Source organism: Pelomonas sp. V22 (assembly GCF_030014915.1).
In the GTDB taxonomy this organism is placed as follows: Bacteria; Pseudomonadota; Gammaproteobacteria; order Burkholderiales; family Burkholderiaceae_C; genus JAUASW01.
Genome location: NZ_JAGIXS010000007.1, coordinates 220,537 through 238,141, shown reverse-complemented (window position 1 = coordinate 238,141; position 17,605 = coordinate 220,537). Strand labels below are relative to the sequence as shown.

The following is a 17,605-nucleotide window of genomic DNA, read 5'->3' as shown; positions in this document are numbered from 1 at the left end:
CACGATGTAAGAGCTGTTGCGGGCGCAAGGCCCAGCGGTTAACGGCCGCCAATAAGTCTCGCCGGCAGCATCAGCAGCGCCTTCAGGAGCGCGAACACCGCCTCCAGACCAATGCCCAGCAACCGGAACGGCAGGCTGATCAGCCAGACCAGCGGCCACAGCACCAGGGCCAGCAACGCCAGGGGCCAGCAGACCACGAACAGCAGGCACCAGAGGATGAAACCGAGCATGGCGGACTCCTTCCCGCTTACTTGGACGACGTGGGGGCCAAATACTTGTCGAGGAAGTCCTTGATCTGGCGGTTGGCCTCGATCTGGTTCTTCTTCTTGGCAAAGCCGTGGCCCTCATCCGGGAAGACCACGTACTCCACCGGCACGCCGTTCTTCTTGACCGCCTCGACGATCTCGTCGCTCTCGGGCTTGATCACGCGCGGGTCGTTGGCGCCCTGGATCACCATCAGCGGCTTGCGGATCTCCTTGGCGTGGAACAGCGGCGAGGTGGCGATCAGGAAGTCCTTGTCCTTCACCGGGTCGCCGATCTCCTGGTACAGAGCCTTGCGGAAGCTCTCCCAGTAGGGCGGGATCGATTCCAGCGTGCGCAGCCAGTTGCTGACGCCGAAGATGTCCACGCCCACCTTGAAGGCCTCGGGCCGGAACGCCAGGGCCGCCAGCGTCATGTAGCCGCCGTAGCTGCCGCCCATGATGCCGATGCGCTCGGGGTCGATCACGCCGGTCGAGGCCAGGTAGGTCTTGGCCTCGATGCAATCCCACAGCGGCTCGCGGCCATGCTTGCCGTCGTCAGCCGTGAAGAAGCTCTTGCCGTAGCCCGAACTGCCGCGGTTGTTGATGCCGAGCACCGCATAGCCATGGTTGGCCAGGTACTGGGCCAAGGCGTTGTAGCCGCGCATGGTCTGGCCGCCGGGGCCGCCATGGACCAGGAGCACGGCCGGTACCTTGTTGGCGGCCGAGGCGCCCTTGGGCTCGTAGTAGACGGACGGAATCACCATGCCGTCGAAGGACTTGAAGCGAACGATCCTGGCCTCGACCAGCTCGGCCGGATCGATCTCCTTGCTGAGGCTGCGACTCAGCTGGGTCGTTTTCTTGGTGGCGAAGTCATGCACAAAGAGGTTGCTGGGCGAGCGGTCGCCGTTCACGTAGAAGGCCATCTTGCTGCCGCTCTTGGAGAAGTTGACGCCGCGCACCTCGCCGTCGGGCAGCTTGGGCAGGGGCAGGAGCTTGTCGCCCTCGCGTATCGTGATCTTGATGCTGGCGTCGGCATTGACGCCGGTGACGCGGAAGCGGCCGTCGCGCGAGTAGTCGCTGTAGGCCACGTCCCAGTCGGACTTCTCCACATCGCTCAGATCGCCACTGGCCAGGTCGTAGGCCACCAGGCGGGTGAACTCGCTGCCGTCGTTGCTGGTCATCAAGAGGCGCTTGGAGGCCGGGTCGAAAGTGGCGGCGCCATAGCTGGCCACGCCCTGGTGGGAGCTGATGTGCTTGAGCGCCTGGTTCTGGGTGTCGAGCAGGTAGACGTCGGAGTCCGCCGTGGTGTTGGTCTTGCCGAGGGCGAGCCAGCGGCCGTCGCGGCTGATGGCGCCGACCGACATGCCGGTCTCGTTCTTGTAGACCAGGGTGCGGGCGTAGGTCTTGGCGTCGTAGCGGTAGAGGTCGAAGAAGCGCGGGTCACGCTCGTTGCTGCTCACGTAGAAGGCACGGTTGTCGCCGCTCCAGCCGGCGAACGCGGCCTTCAGCTTGTCGCCGGGGGTCAGGTCTTTCTCGCTGCCATCGAGCTCGCGCACGTAGAGGTGGTTCTGCTCATTGCCGCCCTGGTCGCGGGTCAGCAGCACGCGGTCGTCCTCGGGGAAGTAGCCGACGGCGTAGTTGCTGTCGGTGGTCGACTTGGTCAGCGCCACCGGCTCGCCGCCCGTGACCGGGATGCTGTAGACGTTGAAGATGCCGGTGACATTGCTGGAGAACAGGATGCGCTTCTCGTCGGCACTGAAGCTCGCGCCGCCGATGGAGACGGTGGCCATGAACTGCTCGATGGTGTAGCGCTTGGCGGCTTTCGCGGCAGCCTTGGTAGGCGCAGCGGCGCAGATGGGCGCCGCGGTTGAAAGCCCGAGGCAGAGGGCTGCAGCCAGCAGGCTGGCCGGGGCAAAGGTCGTGATCGACTTCTGGGGTTTCATCGGTTTCTCGCTCCTGCGGTTGGATGCCGGCCCTCGCCAGCTGGCGCGACTATAGGCGTCAGCCCCGCCTGGAACGAGGCCGGTCCGGACCAGCTGCCGAAGCACCACCACGACCTGCCGCAGTTGCCGACAGACGGCATGGCCGCGTGACAGACTACCGTTCTGACGCTTGCGGCGAACCGGGGCTGTCGGATGTCAACCCCTGTGCCGCGCGCCTGCCTAGACTTGTGCGTCTGATGGACCGTCAACCCGGAGTTCCGTTCATGAAGCCAATGATCCGTCGCCGCGACCTGGCCTTGCTGGCCCTGTGCCTGCCCAGCCTGATGCCCGCCGCCTGGGCACAGGGCAGCTCGCCCGCCTACCAGTTCTCGCCAGTCAACCAGTACGGCATCAACCTGACGGCCGCCTACTGGAATCCCATCATCAGCTACGTGTCGGCCAAGAGCGGCGTGAAGCTCCAGCTCAAGCTCGGCCGTACCTCGGCGGACACCACGTCCTACGTGCTCGCGCAGGAGGTCGAATTCATCTTCAGCAACCACATGTTCAGCCCGGACCGAGAGAAGCTCGGCTGGAAGGTGCTGGCGCGCCGGCTCACGCCGCCGGTCCATGGCCAGATCCTGGTGCCTGCCGACTCGCCCATCACCGAGCTGTCTCAACTGCAGGGCAAGGAAGTGGCCTTCCCGGGCCAGGAGGCGCTGGTCGCCTACAAGTTCCCGGCGGCCCAGCTGATGAGCCGCAAGGTCGAGTTCAAGACCGTCTTCGGCGGCAACATGGACGGCGCCTTTGCGCAACTGTTCAGCGGCAAGGTCGCCGCGGTCGGCGCCAACTCGCAGCTGGCCGAGGGCTTTGCCAAGCGCGAGGGCAAGAAATTCAGGGTGCTCTGGAGTTCGGCGCCGCTGCACGACCTGGCGCTGATGGCTTCTGCCAAGGTGCCCGACAGTGCGCAGCGCGCTGTCGCAGCCGCCTTCATCGGCATGCACAAGGATCCGGAAGGCCGGGCGATCCTGGAGCAGGCTTCGCAGCAGGTGGGGCTGAGCGCCGAGGCCCACTTCATCAGCTCTGACGGTTCGGAGTACGGCGCCTACCGGGACTTCTACCGCAGCGCGCCCCCTCAACTGCGCTGAGTGGCGGTGGCGCGCGTTCTGCAAGCGCTGCTTCCCCGCTCGCTGGTCGGGCGGGTGTTCGCGCTCTACTCGACCACGCTGCTGGTCTTCGTGGCCTCGGCGCTGGTGCTGTTCTACCGCTATCAGTTTCAGGTCGAGCTGACCGAGGCCCAAGAGCGCGCTGACACGCTGAACAGCGTGATCCTGCCGGTGATCTCGGACAGCGCCGTGATCGGCGATTACGACACCATCCAGCGCACGCTGGAGCGGGCGGTCCAGCATTCTTCCTTCAGCAGCGCGAGTTTCATCGATCTGCGCGGCGGCGTCGTCAAGGTACCCAATCCAGGCACGCCCAGCATGCCGCCGCCGACATGGCTGCAGGACCGGGTGGCCGCATTGCTGTTGGACAGCAACCTGCCGGTCGTCGTGGGCGGCAGCGACTACGGTGTGTTGCGGCTCAGCTTCGCCAGCGACCGCATTGCCGGCAAGCTCTGGCAGCAGACCCTGGTCACGCTGGCCATGGGCCTCGTGGGTCTCGTCGCGGGCCTGGGCCTGATCCGCCTGTTGCTGGTGCGCTGGCTGGGGCGGCTGAACCAGGTGCAGGATTTCGAGCGGGCACTGATCAGCGGCGACCCGACCCAGGCCCTGCTGTCGGCCGACGACGCGCCGACCGAGTTCAGAGCCACCTTCGAGGTGCTCGGCCGCACGGCCGCCAGCCTGCAATTGCAGCGGGCGCAGGCGGCTGTCACGCTGAGGGCCATTGCCGACAGCGTCTTCACGCTCGACGCCGATGGCCGCATCGTGCTGGCCAATCCGGCCGCCCAGCAGACGATAGGACTGCCTCTGTCCCACCTGACGGGCCGCCTGATGCAGGACGTCATGCCTCAGGCGTTTGACGCAGGTCGTGCCCTGCGGCCTTGGAGCGGCCGGCGCCTGCCCATGGCCGACGCCCTTGGCGAGATCCGCGTCGTGGACTCCAGCCTCTCGCTGATCAACGATGACCAGGGTCAGGCGGTCGGTCATGTGATGGCCTTCCGCGACATCACCGAGCAGCATCTGCTGGAGCAGCGGCTGCGCGAGGAACTGGGCAGCCGTGAACGCGCCCTGGTGGCGCTGCGTCAGGTCCTCGAAGGCCTGACACAGGTCAGTGCAACCGCCGAGGCAAGCGATCGCGAGGGTGCGGGCGACGACCTCAGTGCAATCAGCCAGATGATCGGTGGCCTGGTGGGCCAGTTGCAGGCGCGCGGCGCCCAGCTCAATGCCATCTTCGAGCTTACGCCCGATGCCTTCGTCTCCTTCGACGCTCAGCGCCGGGTGAGCTACGCCAGCCCGGCCTTCGCCCGCTTGACCGGCATCGCCTCGGACCCGCTAGGCCTGGACGAGGATGCCCTGGAGGCCTTGCTGCGCCGGCAGGCCGACGGCGCCATCACCTGGCTCGGCTTTGCCGCGATGCAGCGGGACGGCAATGACGAGGACCGCCAGGTCGTCATCGAGATCAAGCGGCCCACGCACCGCGTGCTGGAATTGCGGCTGCGAGGGGGGAGGTCTGAAGCCATTTCACAGGTGCTGGCCTTGCGTGACGTGAGCCATGCCTTCGAGGTGGACCGCATGAAAAGTGAGTTCCTCTCCATGGCCGCACATGAACTGCGCACGCCGATGGCCAGCATCTACGGCTTCGTCGAGATCTTGCAGCATCGGCAGATGGACGAAGCGCGCCGGCACGAGGTGCTCGAGATCATCCACCGACAGTCGACCCTGATGATTGCAGTCATCAACGAACTGCTGGACCTGGCGCGCATCGAGGCCCGAGGCGGCCAGGACTTCGTGCTCGAGTCGTTGGACCTGTGTACCGTCGTACCGGCCCTCGTGCATGACTTCAATCCACCGCCCTCGCGCGAGGCCCCGGTGCTGCAGTGCCAGGCCGAGCGCTGCATGGTGCGCGTCGATCGCAACAAGCTGCAGCAGGCCCTCGGCAACGTGCTGTCTAACGCCTACAAATACTCTCCAGGAGGCGGCACCGTGTCGCTGCAACTGCGGCTGGAGCTCTACAACGGCCAGCCCATGGCTGGCATCGAGGTCGCTGACCAGGGCATCGGCATGAGCCCGGACCAGTTGGCGCGAGTCAGCGAGCGCTTCTACCGCGCTGACGACTCCGGCGCCATTCCTGGCACCGGGCTCGGCATGAGCATCGTGAAGGAAATCGTCGAGCTGCACGGCGGCCGGCTGGCACTGCAAAGCCAGCCTGGCCAGGGCACGACCGTGACCCTGTGGCTGCCGACTGCCGATACCATGGCGCCCGATACCTGACTCCCCGCACCATGAGCACCATCCTGATCGTTGAAGACCACTCCGACATCCGCCGCCTGATACGCTGGGCGCTGGATTTCGATGGTCACCAGATCCACGAGGCCGCGAACGGCACGCAGGGCCTGCTGTCGGCCGGCGTCATCCGGCCCGAGCTGATGATCGTGGACATGATGATGCCGGGCGAGATGAACGGGCTGGAACTCACCAAGCAGTTGCGTGCCGATCCACAGCTGAGCAAGATCGGCATCGTCATGCTGACAGCCCGTGCGCAGAGCGCGGATCGCGAGGCGGCACTGGCTGCTGGCGTAGACGCCTTTCTGGTCAAGCCATTCAGCCCGATCGGCCTGGCCGCCGAAGTGGATCGGGTCCTGAAAGCCCGTCGGGCGGCGCAGCCCTGAGGCTCGCCGGCCACTGCCTGGCGGCCATTCCAATTGATGCGGCGGTCATGACAAAAGTCGAGAACCAAGCGTAAACCCGTAGTTTTGGCAGCCATACTGTGGCTTGAGACAAGCCTCCGTGCCAAAACAATGATCAACGCCCGCACCACCGCCGGCCTGCCCAGCGTGCTCAAGCAGCTCGGCAAGATGACCGCCATCCGCGACACCTACCTGGTCGAGCAAAGCCTGCTGCGCACGCTGGGGCCCCTGCTCGGCGTGACCGAGACCTCGCTGTACCGCGTCGACGAGCGCGGCAGCATCGTGCGCACGCTGCACCACGCGCGCCAGGTCGAGACCGAGCAGGAAGGCGTGCAGCGCGTGGCCGAGCATGTGGAGGAGATTGCCAACGAGCAGCAACTGCCCGAGGAGGTCGAGTCCATCCTCGACAACGTGCGCCTGCTGGACAAGCCCTGCAGCCGCCGCCTCGAGAGCGACTTCATCATCTGCTACCCCATCCATGGGGGCGGCGAGCTCTGCGGCTACTTCGTGCTGCGCCGCGAGCACGAGATCACGCCGATGGAAGACGCCATCGTGCACGGCGTGCTGGAGGTCTTCACCAACTTCTTTGCCTTGCTCGACAGCAGCCAGCGCGACCGCCTGACCGGCCTCCTGAACCGTTACTCGCTGGAGATGAACCTCGACCGGCTCTGGAACCTGCTGTATGCGCGGCTGCACGAGCCCGACGGGACCCAGGATCCCGAGCGGCGTGACAAGCAGCCCCATCGATATTGGCTGGGCGTGCTGGACATCGACCATTTCAAGCAGATCAATGACGCCCACGGCCACATGATCGGCGACGAGGTGCTGATCGTGGTGACGCGCTTGCTGCAGGCGGCTTTCCGCCGCTCAGACCTGATCTACCGCTATGGCGGCGAGGAGTTCATCGCCATCATCGCGGCCAATGACCTGGAGGCCGCCACGCAGGCCTTCGAGCGCGCGCGCAAGAAGATCGAGCACTTCAAGTTCCCGCGCGTGGGCCAGGTGACGATCAGCGGCGGCTTCAGCGGCGCCGACCCGGTGGTGCTGCCGCAGGAAGTGATCAACCGCGCTGACAGCGCACTCTACGAAGCCAAGAAGGCCGGCCGCAACTGCGTGCTGCACTACGAAAGCCTGGTGCGCCAGGGCGTGCTGAAGGAGATCAGCACCGGCAGCGTGGACCTGTTCTAGGCGCCCACCCTCGCCTGCCCGGCCACATAGGCGGCGCGCAGATTGCGCTCGTCCGAGAGCGTGAGCCAGGCGAACACCCGCTCGTGCGGCGTGCGGGCCAGCGCATCGCGCGTTTCGGCTACCGGCCCCTGCGCCCAGTCCCAGGCGCAGAGATCAGCCATTGAGCCGACGTCGAACGAGCCGATCTCATTGCTCAGGCCCAGCGCCTCGGCCGCGCCGCGTGTGGCCGCATGCAGGGCCACCCAGGCCGAGAGCCGCTGGCCGTTCAGCGCCTGCACCTTGTAGCCATCTGCCAGCGTGCGCTGCATGGAGAGCGAAGTGCCGCCGCCCACATCGCTGGCCGCGCTCACCCTGAAGCCGGCCTGGCGCGCCGCCGGCCAGTCGAACAAACCACTGCCGAGGAAGAGATTGGACGAGGGGCAGAAAGCCACCTGGGCGCCGCTCTCGGCCAGGACACGGCGGTCCGCCTCATCGAGCCAGATGCCATGGGCCAGCACGGCGCGCGGATGCAGCAGGCCCTCGCGCGCATAGACGTCGAGGTAGCTGCGCGCATCGGGAAACAGCTTGGCCACCCACTCGACCTCGGCACGGTTCTCGGCCACATGGGTCTGCATGTAGAGCGAGGGGTCGGCCTTGCACAAGGCGCCGGCCATCGCCAGCTGGGCCGGCGTGCTGGTGGGAGCGAAGCGCACGGTCACCGCATAGGCGAGGCGGTCCCGGTTGTGGAAGCGCTGAATCAGGTCGATGCAGTCGCGCTCGGCTTGCGCCACGTCGTCGCGCAGGCCGTCGGGGGCATGACGGTCCATCAGCACCTTGCCGGCCACGAGGCGCATGCCGCGCGCGCGGGCCGATTCGAACAAGGCCTCGGCCGAGCCCTTGTGCACGGTCGGGAAGACCACGGCCGAGGTCGTGCCATGGGCCAGCAGCGCATCGAGAAAATGCTCGGCGCCCGCCTGCGCCACGGCCGGGTCGGCATAGCGGCGCTCGGCTGGGAAGGTGTAGCGGTTCAGCCAGTCCAGGAGCTCGGAGCCATAGCTCGCGATCACGTCCAGCTGCGGGCAGTGCACATGGGTGTCGATGAAGCCGGGCAGGATGAGCCGGCCTTGATGGTCTTGCCGCTGCCAGCTTTCATCCGGCGTTTCAGGCTGAGCGCCGACGATGCGGCCGTTCTCGATCAAGAGCCAATGGTCGGGCCGGAAGCGCACGGCGGCATCTTCCTCGGCGCCCCAGGCGGGAGTGGCCGTGAAGTCGAGCAGGTCGCCGCGCAGGGCCAGGCGTTGGGTAGGGATCGTTGGAGTCATCGTTTCTTCATTCACGCATCAGTCGCGCACACGGGCGGCCAGCGGCGCTCGCGCCACCAGGCTGCGGGCCACCTCGCGCACCTGCTCGCGCAGCCAGCGCATCGCGGCCGATTGGTGGGTCAGCTCATGCCAGAGCTGGTAGTAGGCCATGGGCGGAAAGGCGACCGGGCAGCGCAGCACCTTGACCGGCAGCTGGTCCAGGTAGCGCGAGCAAAAGAGGCGGCCGGTGGTCAGCACCAGCAGGCTGTCGGCCACCATCTGCGGCAGCTGGCCGAAGTAGGCCGAGCGCACCGCGATGTTGCGGCTGAGGCCGAGGCTGGCCAGATGCTGGTCGATCACGCCGGGCAGGCCGGCGCCGAGCGGCATCGGCGCCAGGTGCTGGCAGGCGAGGTACTTGTCGACGGTGAAGCCCCGGCCGTTGGCCCGGGCCAGCGGATGCTTGTCGCTGACCAGGCAGACCACCTCGTCGCTCAGCAAGCGGCCCAGGTGCAGCTCGGCCGGCGGCTCCAGCCAGTTGCCGATCACCAGGTCCACCTCGCCGCGCGCCAGGCTGGCTCGGTAGTCGTAGGCGGCCGAAAGCGGCTGCAGGTCCAGCTGCACGCCGGGCGAGAGCCGCTGCAGATGGGCCACGAGCTCGGGCAGGAAGAGCGGATCGAGATAGTCGCTGGCCGCCACGCGCAGGCGCAGCGAGGCGGTCGAAGGGTCGAAGCCGCTCTTGCGCCGGCGCTCGCCGAACAGCTCATCAGCATCCTGCAAGAGGCGCTGGGCCGGCGCGAGCAACTCCAGCGCCGTGGCCGTGGGTGCCATGCCGGCGCCGCTGCGCACCAAGAGTGCGTCACCGGTGAGCGCGCGCAGCCGTTTCAGCTGGGCGCTGACGGCGGGCTGGGTCATGTGCAGACGCATCGCGGCCCGGGAGACGCTGCGCTCGGTGATCACGGTATGCAGGACACGGACGAGTTGAAGCTCGATCTTGTCGAAAGCCGCGCGCAGGCTCATACCAGTTCGTTCATGTCAACCATGGGCCGCATCGTATATCCAGCCGGCGAGCTTGGCGTTAAGGTCGCGCGATGAATTCTGTCGAGCCTCGTCCCCTGCGCTTCTTCCACCGTGGCGCGGTGCAATCCATCTCGGGCCTGCCCACCACCACCACCGTGCTGCAGTACCTGCGCGAGCACGCCCATTGCAGCGGCACCAAGGAAGGCTGCGCCGAGGGCGACTGCGGGGCCTGCACCGTTCTGGTCGGCGAACTCGATGCCCATGGCGAGCTGCAGTTCAGCAACGTCAATGCCTGCACCCAGTTCCTGCCCACACTGGACGGCAAAGCCCTCTTGACCGTAGAAGACCTGGGCACGCCCGAGTCCTTGAACCCGGTGCAGCAGGCCCTGGTCGAGTGCCACGGCTCGCAGTGCGGTTTCTGCACACCCGGCTTCGTGATGACGCTGCAAGCCTGCTATGAGCGCCATGGCGAGGCCGGCACCCGGCCCAGCCGCCAGCAGCTGGCCGATGACCTGGCCGGCAACCTGTGCCGCTGCACCGGCTACCGGCCCATCCTCGATGCGGGCGAACGCATGTTCGAGCTGCCGGCGCAGCACCTGCAGCGGGCGCCGATTGCATCCGCTCTGAAGTCATTGCAGGCCAGCCCTGCCCTCCACTACGAAGCGACGAGCCCAGCCTTTGCTGATCGCATGGACAGCTTCGACGCACCACGCACCGTCGCTGAACTGGCCGCGCTGTGCGAAGCCAAGCCGCAAGCGCGATTGCTCGCCGGTTCGACCGACATCGGCCTCTGGGTCAACAAGCAGTTCCGCGACGTCGGCGACCTGATCTATATCGGCGCGGTTGAAGCGTTGCGAACGATCCGAACGGAACCCTTCGAGGGCCGCGCTGGCTTGTGGATCGGTGCAGCAGCAACGCTGGAAGAAAGCTGGTCCGCCATCGCCGAGGCCGTGCCCGCCTTGCGCGAGCTCTGGTTGCGCTTTGCCTCGCCGCCGGTGCGCCAGGCCGGCACGCTGGGCGGCAACATCGCCAACGGCTCGCCGATCGGCGACGCGGCACCGGCTCTGATGGCCCTGGGTGCACGCGTCGTGCTGCGCAAGGGAGGACTGCAGCGCAGCCTGCTGCTCGAAGACTTCTACCTCGATTACATGCAGAACGCGCTGCAGCCGGGCGAGTTCCTCGAGGCCATGCACCTGCCCTTGCCCGATGCGCACACCAGCGTGCGCGGCTACAAGATCGCCAAGCGCTACGACAGCGACATCTCTGCCGTCTGCGCCGGCCTCTCCTTGAGCCTCGATCCCGCCACGCGCGAGGTGCATGCGGCTCGCTTCGCCTTCGGCGGCATGGCGGCCACGGTGCGGCGGGCCACTGAGGCCGAATGCGCCGTGGTCGGCCAGGTCTGGAGCGAGGCCACGGCCCGCGCTGCGGCCCACGCGCTGGCCCGCGATTTCACGCCGCTCTCTGACATGCGGGCCAGCGCCGCCTACCGCATGAAGGTGGCGCAGAACCTGTTCCAGCGTCTGTGGCTGGAGACGCGGCCGGAGCTGGCGCTCTCGCCTCACCACGCCAGCGTGTGGCAAGCCGTGTCCTTCGGCAGGAGCCCGGCATGAACAACCCGCATGAGCTTCCCCAGGTCGTCGGCAGCAGCCCGGCCCACGAGTCCGCCGCCCTGCATGTCAGCGGCCAGGCCAGCTACACCGACGACATTGCCGAGGCGCAAGGCACGCTGCATGCGGCGCTGGGCCTCTCGCCCGTCGCCCATGGTCGGCTGCTCTCCATCGACCTCGAACTGCTGAAGAAGCAGCCCGGTGTGGTGGCCGTGCTGACCGCCGCTGACATTGCCGGCGAGAACAACTGCGGCCCGCTGATCCACGACGATCCCATCCTCGCGGACGGCGAGCTGCGCTACCTCGGCCAGCCGGTGTTCGCCATCATCGCGACGGACCGCGAGCTCGCACGACGCGCTGCGGCCCTGGCCAAGACCGTCATCCGCTGCGAGGCGCTGGAACCCGTGCTCACCGCCAAGGCAGCGCACGCGCTCGGCCAGTACGTCTTGCCGCCCATGCACCTGAACAGGGGCGATGCCGACGCGGCCATCAGCACCGCACCGCACCGACTGCAAGGCGAATGGGCCGTGGGCGGCCAGGAGCAGTTCTACCTGGAAGGCCAGATCAGCTATGCCCTGCCTCAAGACGGTCAGGCCCTGCTGATCCATTGCTCCACCCAGCATCCGAGCGAGATGCAGCAGCTGGTGGCCCACGCCCTGCACTGGCAGGCGCATCAGGTGCAGGTGCAGTGCCGGCGCATGGGTGGTGGCTTCGGCGGCAAGGAGTCGCAATCGGCCCTGTTCGCCTGCGTGGCAGCCATTGCTGCCATGAAGCTGCGCCGCCCGGTCAAGCTGCGCCTGGACCGCGACGACGACTTCCTGATCACCGGCCGGCGCCATGGCTTCGACTACCGCTGGGACGTGGGCTACGACGACGAAGGCCGCATCCTCGGCGCCGAGGTCTGGCTCGTTTCCAATGCCGGTCATTCGGCCGACCTGTCGGCCCCGGTGATGGCCCGCGCGCTCTGCCATTTCGACAACGCCTACTGGCTACCGAATGTCTCCTTGCACGGCTTCTGCGCCAAGACCAACACGCAGAGCAACACCGCCTTCCGCGGCTTCGGCGGGCCGCAGGGCGCGCTGGCCATCGAAATGATCCTCGATAGCGTGGCACGTCGCCTCGGGCTTGACCCGCTGCTGGTGCGGCAACGCAATTTCTACAGCAGCGAAGGCGGCCGCGATGTCGCGCCCTACGGCCAGCAGGTCGAAGACATCCTCGCCAAGCCGCTGACCGACCAGCTGATCGCGAGCAGCAACTACCACGCGCGCCGCGCCGAGATCCAGGCCTTCAACGCGCGCAGCCCGGTGCTGAAGAAGGGCCTGGCGCTGACACCGGTGAAGTTCGGTATCTCTTTCAACGTGGTGCACCTGAACCAGGCCGGCGCGCTGGTGCATGTCTACACCGACGGCTCGGTGCTGGTGAACCACGGCGGCACCGAGATGGGCCAGGGCCTCAACACCAAGGTGGCCCAGGTCGTGGCGCATGAGCTCGGCCTGCCCTTCGAGCAGGTGCGCTGCTCGGCCACCGACACCAGCAAGGTGGCCAACACCTCGGCCACGGCCGCCTCCACCGGCTCCGACCTCAACGGCAAGGCCGCGCAGGATGCGGCTCGCAAGATCAAGCAGCGCCTCGCCATCCTCGCCGCCGAGCTGCTGGACTGCCCGGCCGCGAGCCTGCAGTTCAGCGGCGGCCAGGTGTTTGGTGGCGGTAGCGCGATCACGTTCAAGGAGCTGGTAAGCAAGGCCTACTTTCAACGCATCCAGCTCTGGAGCGATGGCTTCTACGCCACGCCCGGCCTGCACTGGGACCGCGCCAAGCTGCAGGGCCGGCCGTTCTACTACTACGCCTGGGGCGCGGCCGTGGCCGAGGTGCTGGTCGACACCTTGAGCGGCGAAAGCCGCGTCGTGCGCGCCGACGTGCTGCACGACGCCGGCCAGTCGCTGAACCCGGCGCTTGACATCGGCCAGGTCGAGGGCGCCTTCGTGCAGGGCATGGGCTGGCTGACGATGGAAGAGCTCGTGTGGCATCCCAAGACCGGCGCACTCAGCACCCATGCGCCGTCCACCTACAAGATCCCCACGGCCAACGACAGCCCGCCCGACTTCCGCGTCGCGCTGTTCGATCATCCCAACCATGCCGACAGCATCCACCGCTCCAAGGCCCTGGGCGAGCCGCCGCTTTTGCTGCCCTTCTCGGTGCTGCTGGCGATCAAGGACGCGGTGGCCAGTTGCGGGCCGGCGGGCTGCGATCCGCACCTGCGGGCGCCGGCGACGGCAGAAGCCGTGCTGGATGCGGTGCAGGCCCTGAAAGCGCTTCGCGCTTGAGACCTGGTCCGGTGATCGGGCCGGTCGGCGGCCCGCTTATGCTGTGGCTTGATCACGCATCGGAGTCCGCATGAGTGTTTCCGCCCGTTCCCCCCAGGTCGCCGTGCTCGGCAGTGCCGAGCCCGGCAGTGCCGCCTACGAGCTGGCCGGCGCCGCTGGCGAATGCCTGGCGCGGCACGGCATCACCGTCGTCAGCGGCTGCGGCAGCCCGGCCACTCGCCACGCGGCCGAACGCGCGCTCGCTGCGGGCGGCCAGGTGCTGAGCATCATTCCCTCCGACCAGATGCCCGACGCCGACTGGCCTGCCAGCATCGTCGTGCCCTGCGGCATGGGCGATGCGCGCAATCTGCTGATGGCCCTGGCCGGCGATGCCTGCCTGGTGATCGGCGGCCGCGCCGGCACGATCTCCGAGGTTTGCCTGGCCTGGCTGCACAAGCGCCCGCTGCTGCCGCTGGTGGGTCACGGCGGCTGGTCCGACCGGCTGCCCGACGAGCCGCCTGACGAACGGGCGAATTCACCCATCCTGCCCTGGGATTCGATCGCGGCCCTGCAGCAGCAGTTGCGCGCGCTGGGGCTGATCCAGAAGGAGCAAGCACGATGAAAACGCGAGCCTTGATGGTCTTGCTGCTGAGCCTCTGCAACCTGAGCGCACTAGCCCAGGACGGCAGCCTGCGCGAGCGCCTGCGTGAAAGGCTGCAAACCCGCCAGGCCGACAAGGCGGCGCCGACCGCACCCGCTGGCCAGCTGCCGGCAGGCAGCCATACGCTGACGCTGCAGCAAGGCGGTGAGCAGCGCAGCTACATCGTCCACATCCCGCGCTCGCTGCGCGCGGACCAGCCAGCCCCACTGCTGGTAGCCCTGCACGGTGGCGGCGGCAATATGCGCTTCCAGGCCGATGACGAGAACTACGGCCTGATCAGCAAATCCGAGCAAGCGGGCTTCATCGCCGTGTTCCCGAACGGCTACAGCCGCCTGCCCGGTGGCGGCCTGGCCACCTGGAACGCTGGCAACTGCTGCGCCCAGGCGCGCGACAAGGGCAGCGACGACGTGGGCTTCATCCGCGCGCTGCTGGCCGATGTGCAGCAGCGCGTGGCCGTGGACCCGCAGCGCATCTATGCCACCGGCATGTCCAACGGCGGCATGATGGCCCACCGCCTGGCCTGCGAGGCCACCGACCTGTTCGCCGCCATCGCGAGCGTGGCAGGCACCGACAACACGCGCAGCTGCAAGCCTTCCCGCCCCATTCCCGTGCTGATCATCCATGCCCGCAACGACGACCATGTGCTGTACGAGGGCGGCGCCGGCGACAAGGCCTTCAAGGACAAGTCACAGGTCACCGAGTTCACCTCGGTGCCCGAGACCGCGCGGCGCTGGATGCAGCGCAACCAGTGCAGCGCCAGCGCACCGGGCGAGACCAGCTTGAAGGTGGCAGGCGCCAGCTGCGAGCGCCATGCCAGCGGCTGCGCCGATGGCGCGGTGGTCGAGGTCTGCACCACCGAGACTGGCGGCCATTCCTGGCCCGGCGCCGGCAAGGTGCGGCGCGGCAAGGAAGGTGCTTCGCAGGCGCTGTCGGCGAACGACAGGATGTGGGAGTTCTTCCAATCGGCGCGGCTGGTCCGCTAGCAGGACTGCCCGACCAGGGGCCGGCGCCCGCGACCATCGCCAAAGCGACGCCTACTTGCCCATAGCGCACAGGCGCGCTCCCGGGGCGCTGCAGCGCGGCGGGCGCCGTCATAGACTGGCGCCCGCCCAGCATCCCAGGAGCTCGCCACATGTCTGCACGCTTCACCAGGAAGACCGTCCTGGCCCTCGCCCTCAGCCTGACCGGCCTGGCCGCACAAGCCCTGGCCCAGCCCGCCCCCACCGACGCCGAGCGCCTGAAGTCGCTCGAATCCCAGGTCGAAGAACTGAAGTGGGACCTGGACCAGGCCCGCAAGATCGCCGACGACACGCAGTTCTTCCTGCGCCTGCAGGACGTGGCCATCGCCGACAAGGTGATCCTGGCCGGCAAGCCCAACCCCAAGGCCAAGGAGCGCTACGGCATCAAGAACGAGCGCCACCCGATCCGCATCTACTGCTACACCTTCCTGCCGAAGAATGCGCAGAAGGGCAAGGCCCTGCCGGCCATCGTGCTGACGCATGGCGGCGTGCATGGCGACTTCGGCACCTACCACGTGCACATGGTGCGAGAGATGCTGGAGCGCGGCTATGCGGTGATCGCGCCCGAGTACCGCGGCTCCACCGGCTATGGCAAGGGCATGTACGAGAGCATCGACTACGGCGGCCTGGAGAACGACGACATGGTCACCTGCCGCGACTGGGCGGTGGATGAGCTGCCCATCGACGCCAAGCGCGTGGCCGCCGTCGGCTGGAGCCATGGCGGCATGATTTCGCTGATGGCCGGCTTCGACCATCCGGACAAGTTCGCCGCCATCTATGCCGGCGTGCCGGTGTCGGACCTGATCACGCGCCTCGGCTATCACGAGCAGAGCTACACGGCCGAGTTCGCTGCCAAGTACCACATCGGCAAGGCGCCAGTGGACGCCGTGGACGAGTACCGCCGCCGCAGCCCGATCTGGAATGTGCAGAAGCTCAAGATCCCGCTGATGGTGACCAGCAGCACCAACGACCGCGACGTCAACGTCGTGGAGGTGGAGCAGCTGATCATTCACCTGAAGGCGGCCGGCAAGACCTTCGAGAGCCACATCGAGAAGGACGCACCGGGCGGCCACAGCTGGGACCGCATCGACACCACCCTCGCCCGCAAGGCGCGGCTGCGCATGTACGACTTCCTCGACCGGAGCCTCGGCAATGCCAAGCGTTGAACAGATTGAGCGCCGGGCCCTGCTGCTGGGCGGCATGGCCCTGCTGGCCGGCTGCGCCAGCAAGCAGCCCTACGCCGTGCCAGCGCCGACCATCGTCTCCATGCAGGCCTGGGGCGGCGTGGCCATCGCCAACCCCGGCCCAGCGCAGACGCTCACCCACATCACCCTGCACCACCAGGGCGAGACCTGGAACCCGGCGCGCGACCCGGCCGAGTACCTGCCCAAGCTGCAGACCTGGTCGCGCCAGACCAAGCATTGGGCCGACATTCCCTACCACTACGTGATCGCGCCCGATGGCCGCATCTACGCGGCGCGGCCGGAAGGCGTGGCGGGCGACACCAACACCGAGTACGACCCGCGCGGCCATTTGCTGATCATGCTGCTCGGCAACTTCGAGGAGGTGGAGCCGACGCCGCAGGCTCTGGCCGCTACGGCCGAGCTGATGGCCTGGTCGGCCCAGCGACTGGGCCTCGGCGTGGAAAAAATTGCCACGCACAAGGATCACAGCAAGCAGACGGTCTGCCCGGGCAAGAACCTCTACCGCTACGTGCAGAGCGGCTGGCTGAAGCGCGCGGTGCAGGCGCGGATGGACGGGCAGGCGCTGCCGCCCGTGCTCTGAAAACGGCTCAGTGCCCGCCCAGGTAGGCGGCCTTGACGGCCGGATCGCTGCGCAGCTTCTCGGCCGGGCCGTGCACCGCGATGCGGCCGTTCTCCAGCACATAACCGTAGTCGGCCACGTTGAGCGCGGCGGCCGCGAACTGCTCGACGAGCAACATGGTCACGCCCTCCTGGCGCAGCCTGGCGATGATGCGGAACACCTCTTCCACGAGGATGGGCGCCAGGCCCATCGAGGGCTCGTCCAGCAGCACGACCTCGGGGTTCATCATCATCGCGCGGGCCATGGCCAGCATCTGCTGCTCGCCGCCCGAGAGCGTGCCGGCCAGCTGGGTGCGGCGCTCCTTCAGGCGCGGGAAGTACTCCATCGCCCGCTCCAGGTCGGCCTGAATATCGCCCTTGGGGCGTGAGCCGGTGAAGCGCGGGAAGGCGCCGAGCAACAGGTTGTCGTTGACCGTCATGGTGGCGAACACGCGGCGGCCTTCGGGCGAGTGCGCGAGGCCCAGCTTGGCAATGTTGTAGGACTCCTTGCCGGCGATGTCCTTGCCGGCCAAGGTGATGCTGCCGGAGCTCGGCGCGATCATCCCGGAAATGGCGCGCATGGTCGTGGTCTTGCCCGCGCCGTTGCTGCCGATCAGGGTGACGACCTTGCCCTTGGGCACCTCGAGACTGATGCCGTGCAAGACCTCGACCTTGCCGTAGCCCGCATGCAGATTGCTGATGGTGAGCATTGCTGTG

The 17,605-nt window shown here is 67.5% G+C and carries 15 protein-coding genes; 10 read left to right on the top strand and 5 right to left on the bottom strand.

Annotated features, from left to right (window positions below; translation table 11 throughout):
* Positions 1-38: 38 nt before the first annotated feature.
* Both J7U46_RS20395 and J7U46_RS20390 read right to left on the bottom strand, forming a co-directional pair.
* Positions 39-230 carry a hypothetical protein gene (locus tag J7U46_RS20395; protein ID WP_282829035.1) on the bottom strand — a complete coding sequence of 64 codons (192 nt, stop codon included), beginning with the start codon at positions 228-230 and terminating at the stop codon, positions 39-41.
* A gap of 17 nt (positions 231-247) precedes the next feature.
* On the bottom strand, positions 248-2,185 hold the full coding sequence (locus J7U46_RS20390; RefSeq protein WP_282829034.1) for a S9 family peptidase: 1,938 nt from the start codon (positions 2,183-2,185) through the stop codon (positions 248-250).
* 263 nt (positions 2,186-2,448) lie between these two features.
* Between J7U46_RS20390 and J7U46_RS20385 the strand changes: the two genes are divergently transcribed.
* The 4 genes from J7U46_RS20385 to J7U46_RS20370 all read left to right on the top strand — a co-directional run bounded on the left by J7U46_RS20385 (position 2,449) and on the right by J7U46_RS20370 (position 7,199).
* The gene (locus J7U46_RS20385; protein ID WP_282829033.1) at positions 2,449-3,309 is read left to right on the top strand and encodes a phosphate/phosphite/phosphonate ABC transporter substrate-binding protein; all 861 of its coding nucleotides are present in this window, start codon (positions 2,449-2,451) and stop codon (positions 3,307-3,309) included.
* A 6-nt stretch (positions 3,310-3,315) separates the two neighbouring features.
* Positions 3,316-5,595 (top strand): ATP-binding protein, encoded by a 2,280-nt coding sequence (locus J7U46_RS20380; protein ID WP_282829032.1) that lies wholly within the window; start codon positions 3,316-3,318, stop codon positions 5,593-5,595.
* Positions 5,596-5,606: 11 nt separating this feature from the next.
* On the top strand, positions 5,607-5,993 hold the full coding sequence (locus J7U46_RS20375; RefSeq protein ID WP_282829031.1) for a response regulator: 387 nt from the start codon (positions 5,607-5,609) through the stop codon (positions 5,991-5,993).
* A gap of 129 nt (positions 5,994-6,122) precedes the next feature.
* Positions 6,123-7,199: a GGDEF domain-containing protein gene (locus J7U46_RS20370; RefSeq protein ID WP_282829030.1), complete on the top strand. Its 1,077-nt coding sequence runs from the start codon at positions 6,123-6,125 to the stop codon at positions 7,197-7,199.
* Here J7U46_RS20370 and guaD read toward each other — a convergent pair.
* Together guaD and J7U46_RS20360 are read right to left on the bottom strand one after the other, a co-directional pair.
* Positions 7,196-8,500: a guanine deaminase gene (gene guaD / locus J7U46_RS20365; protein WP_282829029.1), complete on the bottom strand. Its 1,305-nt coding sequence runs from the start codon at positions 8,498-8,500 to the stop codon at positions 7,196-7,198. The genes J7U46_RS20370 and guaD overlap by 4 nt on opposite strands.
* 18 nt (positions 8,501-8,518) lie before the next feature.
* Entirely contained in the window at positions 8,519-9,496 is a 978-nt protein-coding gene (locus tag J7U46_RS20360) for a LysR family transcriptional regulator (protein WP_282829027.1), read from the bottom strand.
* Positions 9,497-9,567: 71 nt separating this feature from the next.
* Between J7U46_RS20360 and xdhA the strand changes: the two genes are divergently transcribed.
* The 6 genes from xdhA (at position 9,568) to J7U46_RS20330 (ending at position 16,871) form a co-directional block, all read left to right on the top strand.
* On the top strand, positions 9,568-11,106 hold the full coding sequence (gene xdhA / locus J7U46_RS20355; protein ID WP_282829026.1) for a xanthine dehydrogenase small subunit: 1,539 nt from the start codon (positions 9,568-9,570) through the stop codon (positions 11,104-11,106).
* Positions 11,103-13,427 (top strand): xanthine dehydrogenase molybdopterin binding subunit, encoded by a 2,325-nt coding sequence (gene xdhB / locus J7U46_RS20350; protein ID WP_282829025.1) that lies wholly within the window; start codon positions 11,103-11,105, stop codon positions 13,425-13,427. The genes xdhA and xdhB overlap by 4 nt, the downstream gene beginning before the upstream one ends.
* Before the next feature lie 70 nt (positions 13,428-13,497).
* A complete protein-coding gene (locus tag J7U46_RS20345; protein WP_282829024.1) occupies positions 13,498-14,028 on the top strand; it encodes a Rossmann fold nucleotide-binding protein in 531 nt (176 codons plus the stop codon).
* Complete coding sequence (locus tag J7U46_RS20340) at positions 14,025-15,050, top strand: PHB depolymerase family esterase (RefSeq protein WP_282829023.1); 1,026 nt, start codon at positions 14,025-14,027, stop codon at positions 15,048-15,050. The genes J7U46_RS20345 and J7U46_RS20340 overlap by 4 nt, the downstream gene beginning before the upstream one ends.
* A gap of 149 nt (positions 15,051-15,199) precedes the next feature.
* Positions 15,200-16,252 carry an alpha/beta fold hydrolase gene (locus J7U46_RS20335; protein ID WP_282829022.1) on the top strand — a complete coding sequence of 351 codons (1,053 nt, stop codon included), beginning with the start codon at positions 15,200-15,202 and terminating at the stop codon, positions 16,250-16,252.
* The gene (locus tag J7U46_RS20330) at positions 16,239-16,871 is read left to right on the top strand and encodes a peptidoglycan recognition family protein (RefSeq protein ID WP_282829021.1); all 633 of its coding nucleotides are present in this window, start codon (positions 16,239-16,241) and stop codon (positions 16,869-16,871) included. The genes J7U46_RS20335 and J7U46_RS20330 overlap by 14 nt, the downstream gene beginning before the upstream one ends.
* A gap of 7 nt (positions 16,872-16,878) precedes the next feature.
* Here J7U46_RS20330 and J7U46_RS20325 read toward each other — a convergent pair whose 3' ends face one another.
* Complete coding sequence (locus J7U46_RS20325) at positions 16,879-17,598, bottom strand: ABC transporter ATP-binding protein (RefSeq protein ID WP_282829020.1); 720 nt, start codon at positions 17,596-17,598, stop codon at positions 16,879-16,881.
* Positions 17,599-17,605: the final 7 nt, after the last annotated feature.

Bases quoted from the DNA above. Each gene is read 5' to 3' on its own strand.
- J7U46_RS20395 (WP_282829035.1), bottom strand. From the start codon at position 230: ATGCTCGGTTTCATCCTCTGGTGCCTGCTGTTCGTGGTCTGCTGGCCC.
- J7U46_RS20390 (WP_282829034.1), bottom strand. From the start codon at position 2,185: ATGAAACCCCAGAAGTCGATCACGACCTTTGCCCCGGCCAGCCTGCTG.
- J7U46_RS20385 (WP_282829033.1), top strand. From the start codon at position 2,449: ATGAAGCCAATGATCCGTCGCCGCGACCTGGCCTTGCTGGCCCTGTGC.
- J7U46_RS20375 (WP_282829031.1), top strand. From the start codon at position 5,607: ATGAGCACCATCCTGATCGTTGAAGACCACTCCGACATCCGCCGCCTG.
- J7U46_RS20370 (WP_282829030.1), top strand. From the start codon at position 6,123: ATGATCAACGCCCGCACCACCGCCGGCCTGCCCAGCGTGCTCAAGCAG.
- guaD (WP_282829029.1), bottom strand. From the start codon at position 8,500: ATGACTCCAACGATCCCTACCCAACGCCTGGCCCTGCGCGGCGACCTG.
- J7U46_RS20360 (WP_282829027.1), bottom strand. From the start codon at position 9,496: ATGAGCCTGCGCGCGGCTTTCGACAAGATCGAGCTTCAACTCGTCCGT.
- xdhA (WP_282829026.1), top strand. From the start codon at position 9,568: ATGAATTCTGTCGAGCCTCGTCCCCTGCGCTTCTTCCACCGTGGCGCG.
- xdhB (WP_282829025.1), top strand. From the start codon at position 11,103: ATGAACAACCCGCATGAGCTTCCCCAGGTCGTCGGCAGCAGCCCGGCC.
- J7U46_RS20345 (WP_282829024.1), top strand. From the start codon at position 13,498: ATGAGTGTTTCCGCCCGTTCCCCCCAGGTCGCCGTGCTCGGCAGTGCC.
- J7U46_RS20340 (WP_282829023.1), top strand. From the start codon at position 14,025: ATGAAAACGCGAGCCTTGATGGTCTTGCTGCTGAGCCTCTGCAACCTG.
- J7U46_RS20335 (WP_282829022.1), top strand. From the start codon at position 15,200: ATGTCTGCACGCTTCACCAGGAAGACCGTCCTGGCCCTCGCCCTCAGC.
- J7U46_RS20330 (WP_282829021.1), top strand. From the start codon at position 16,239: ATGCCAAGCGTTGAACAGATTGAGCGCCGGGCCCTGCTGCTGGGCGGC.
- J7U46_RS20325 (WP_282829020.1), bottom strand. From the start codon at position 17,598: ATGCTCACCATCAGCAATCTGCATGCGGGCTACGGCAAGGTCGAGGTC.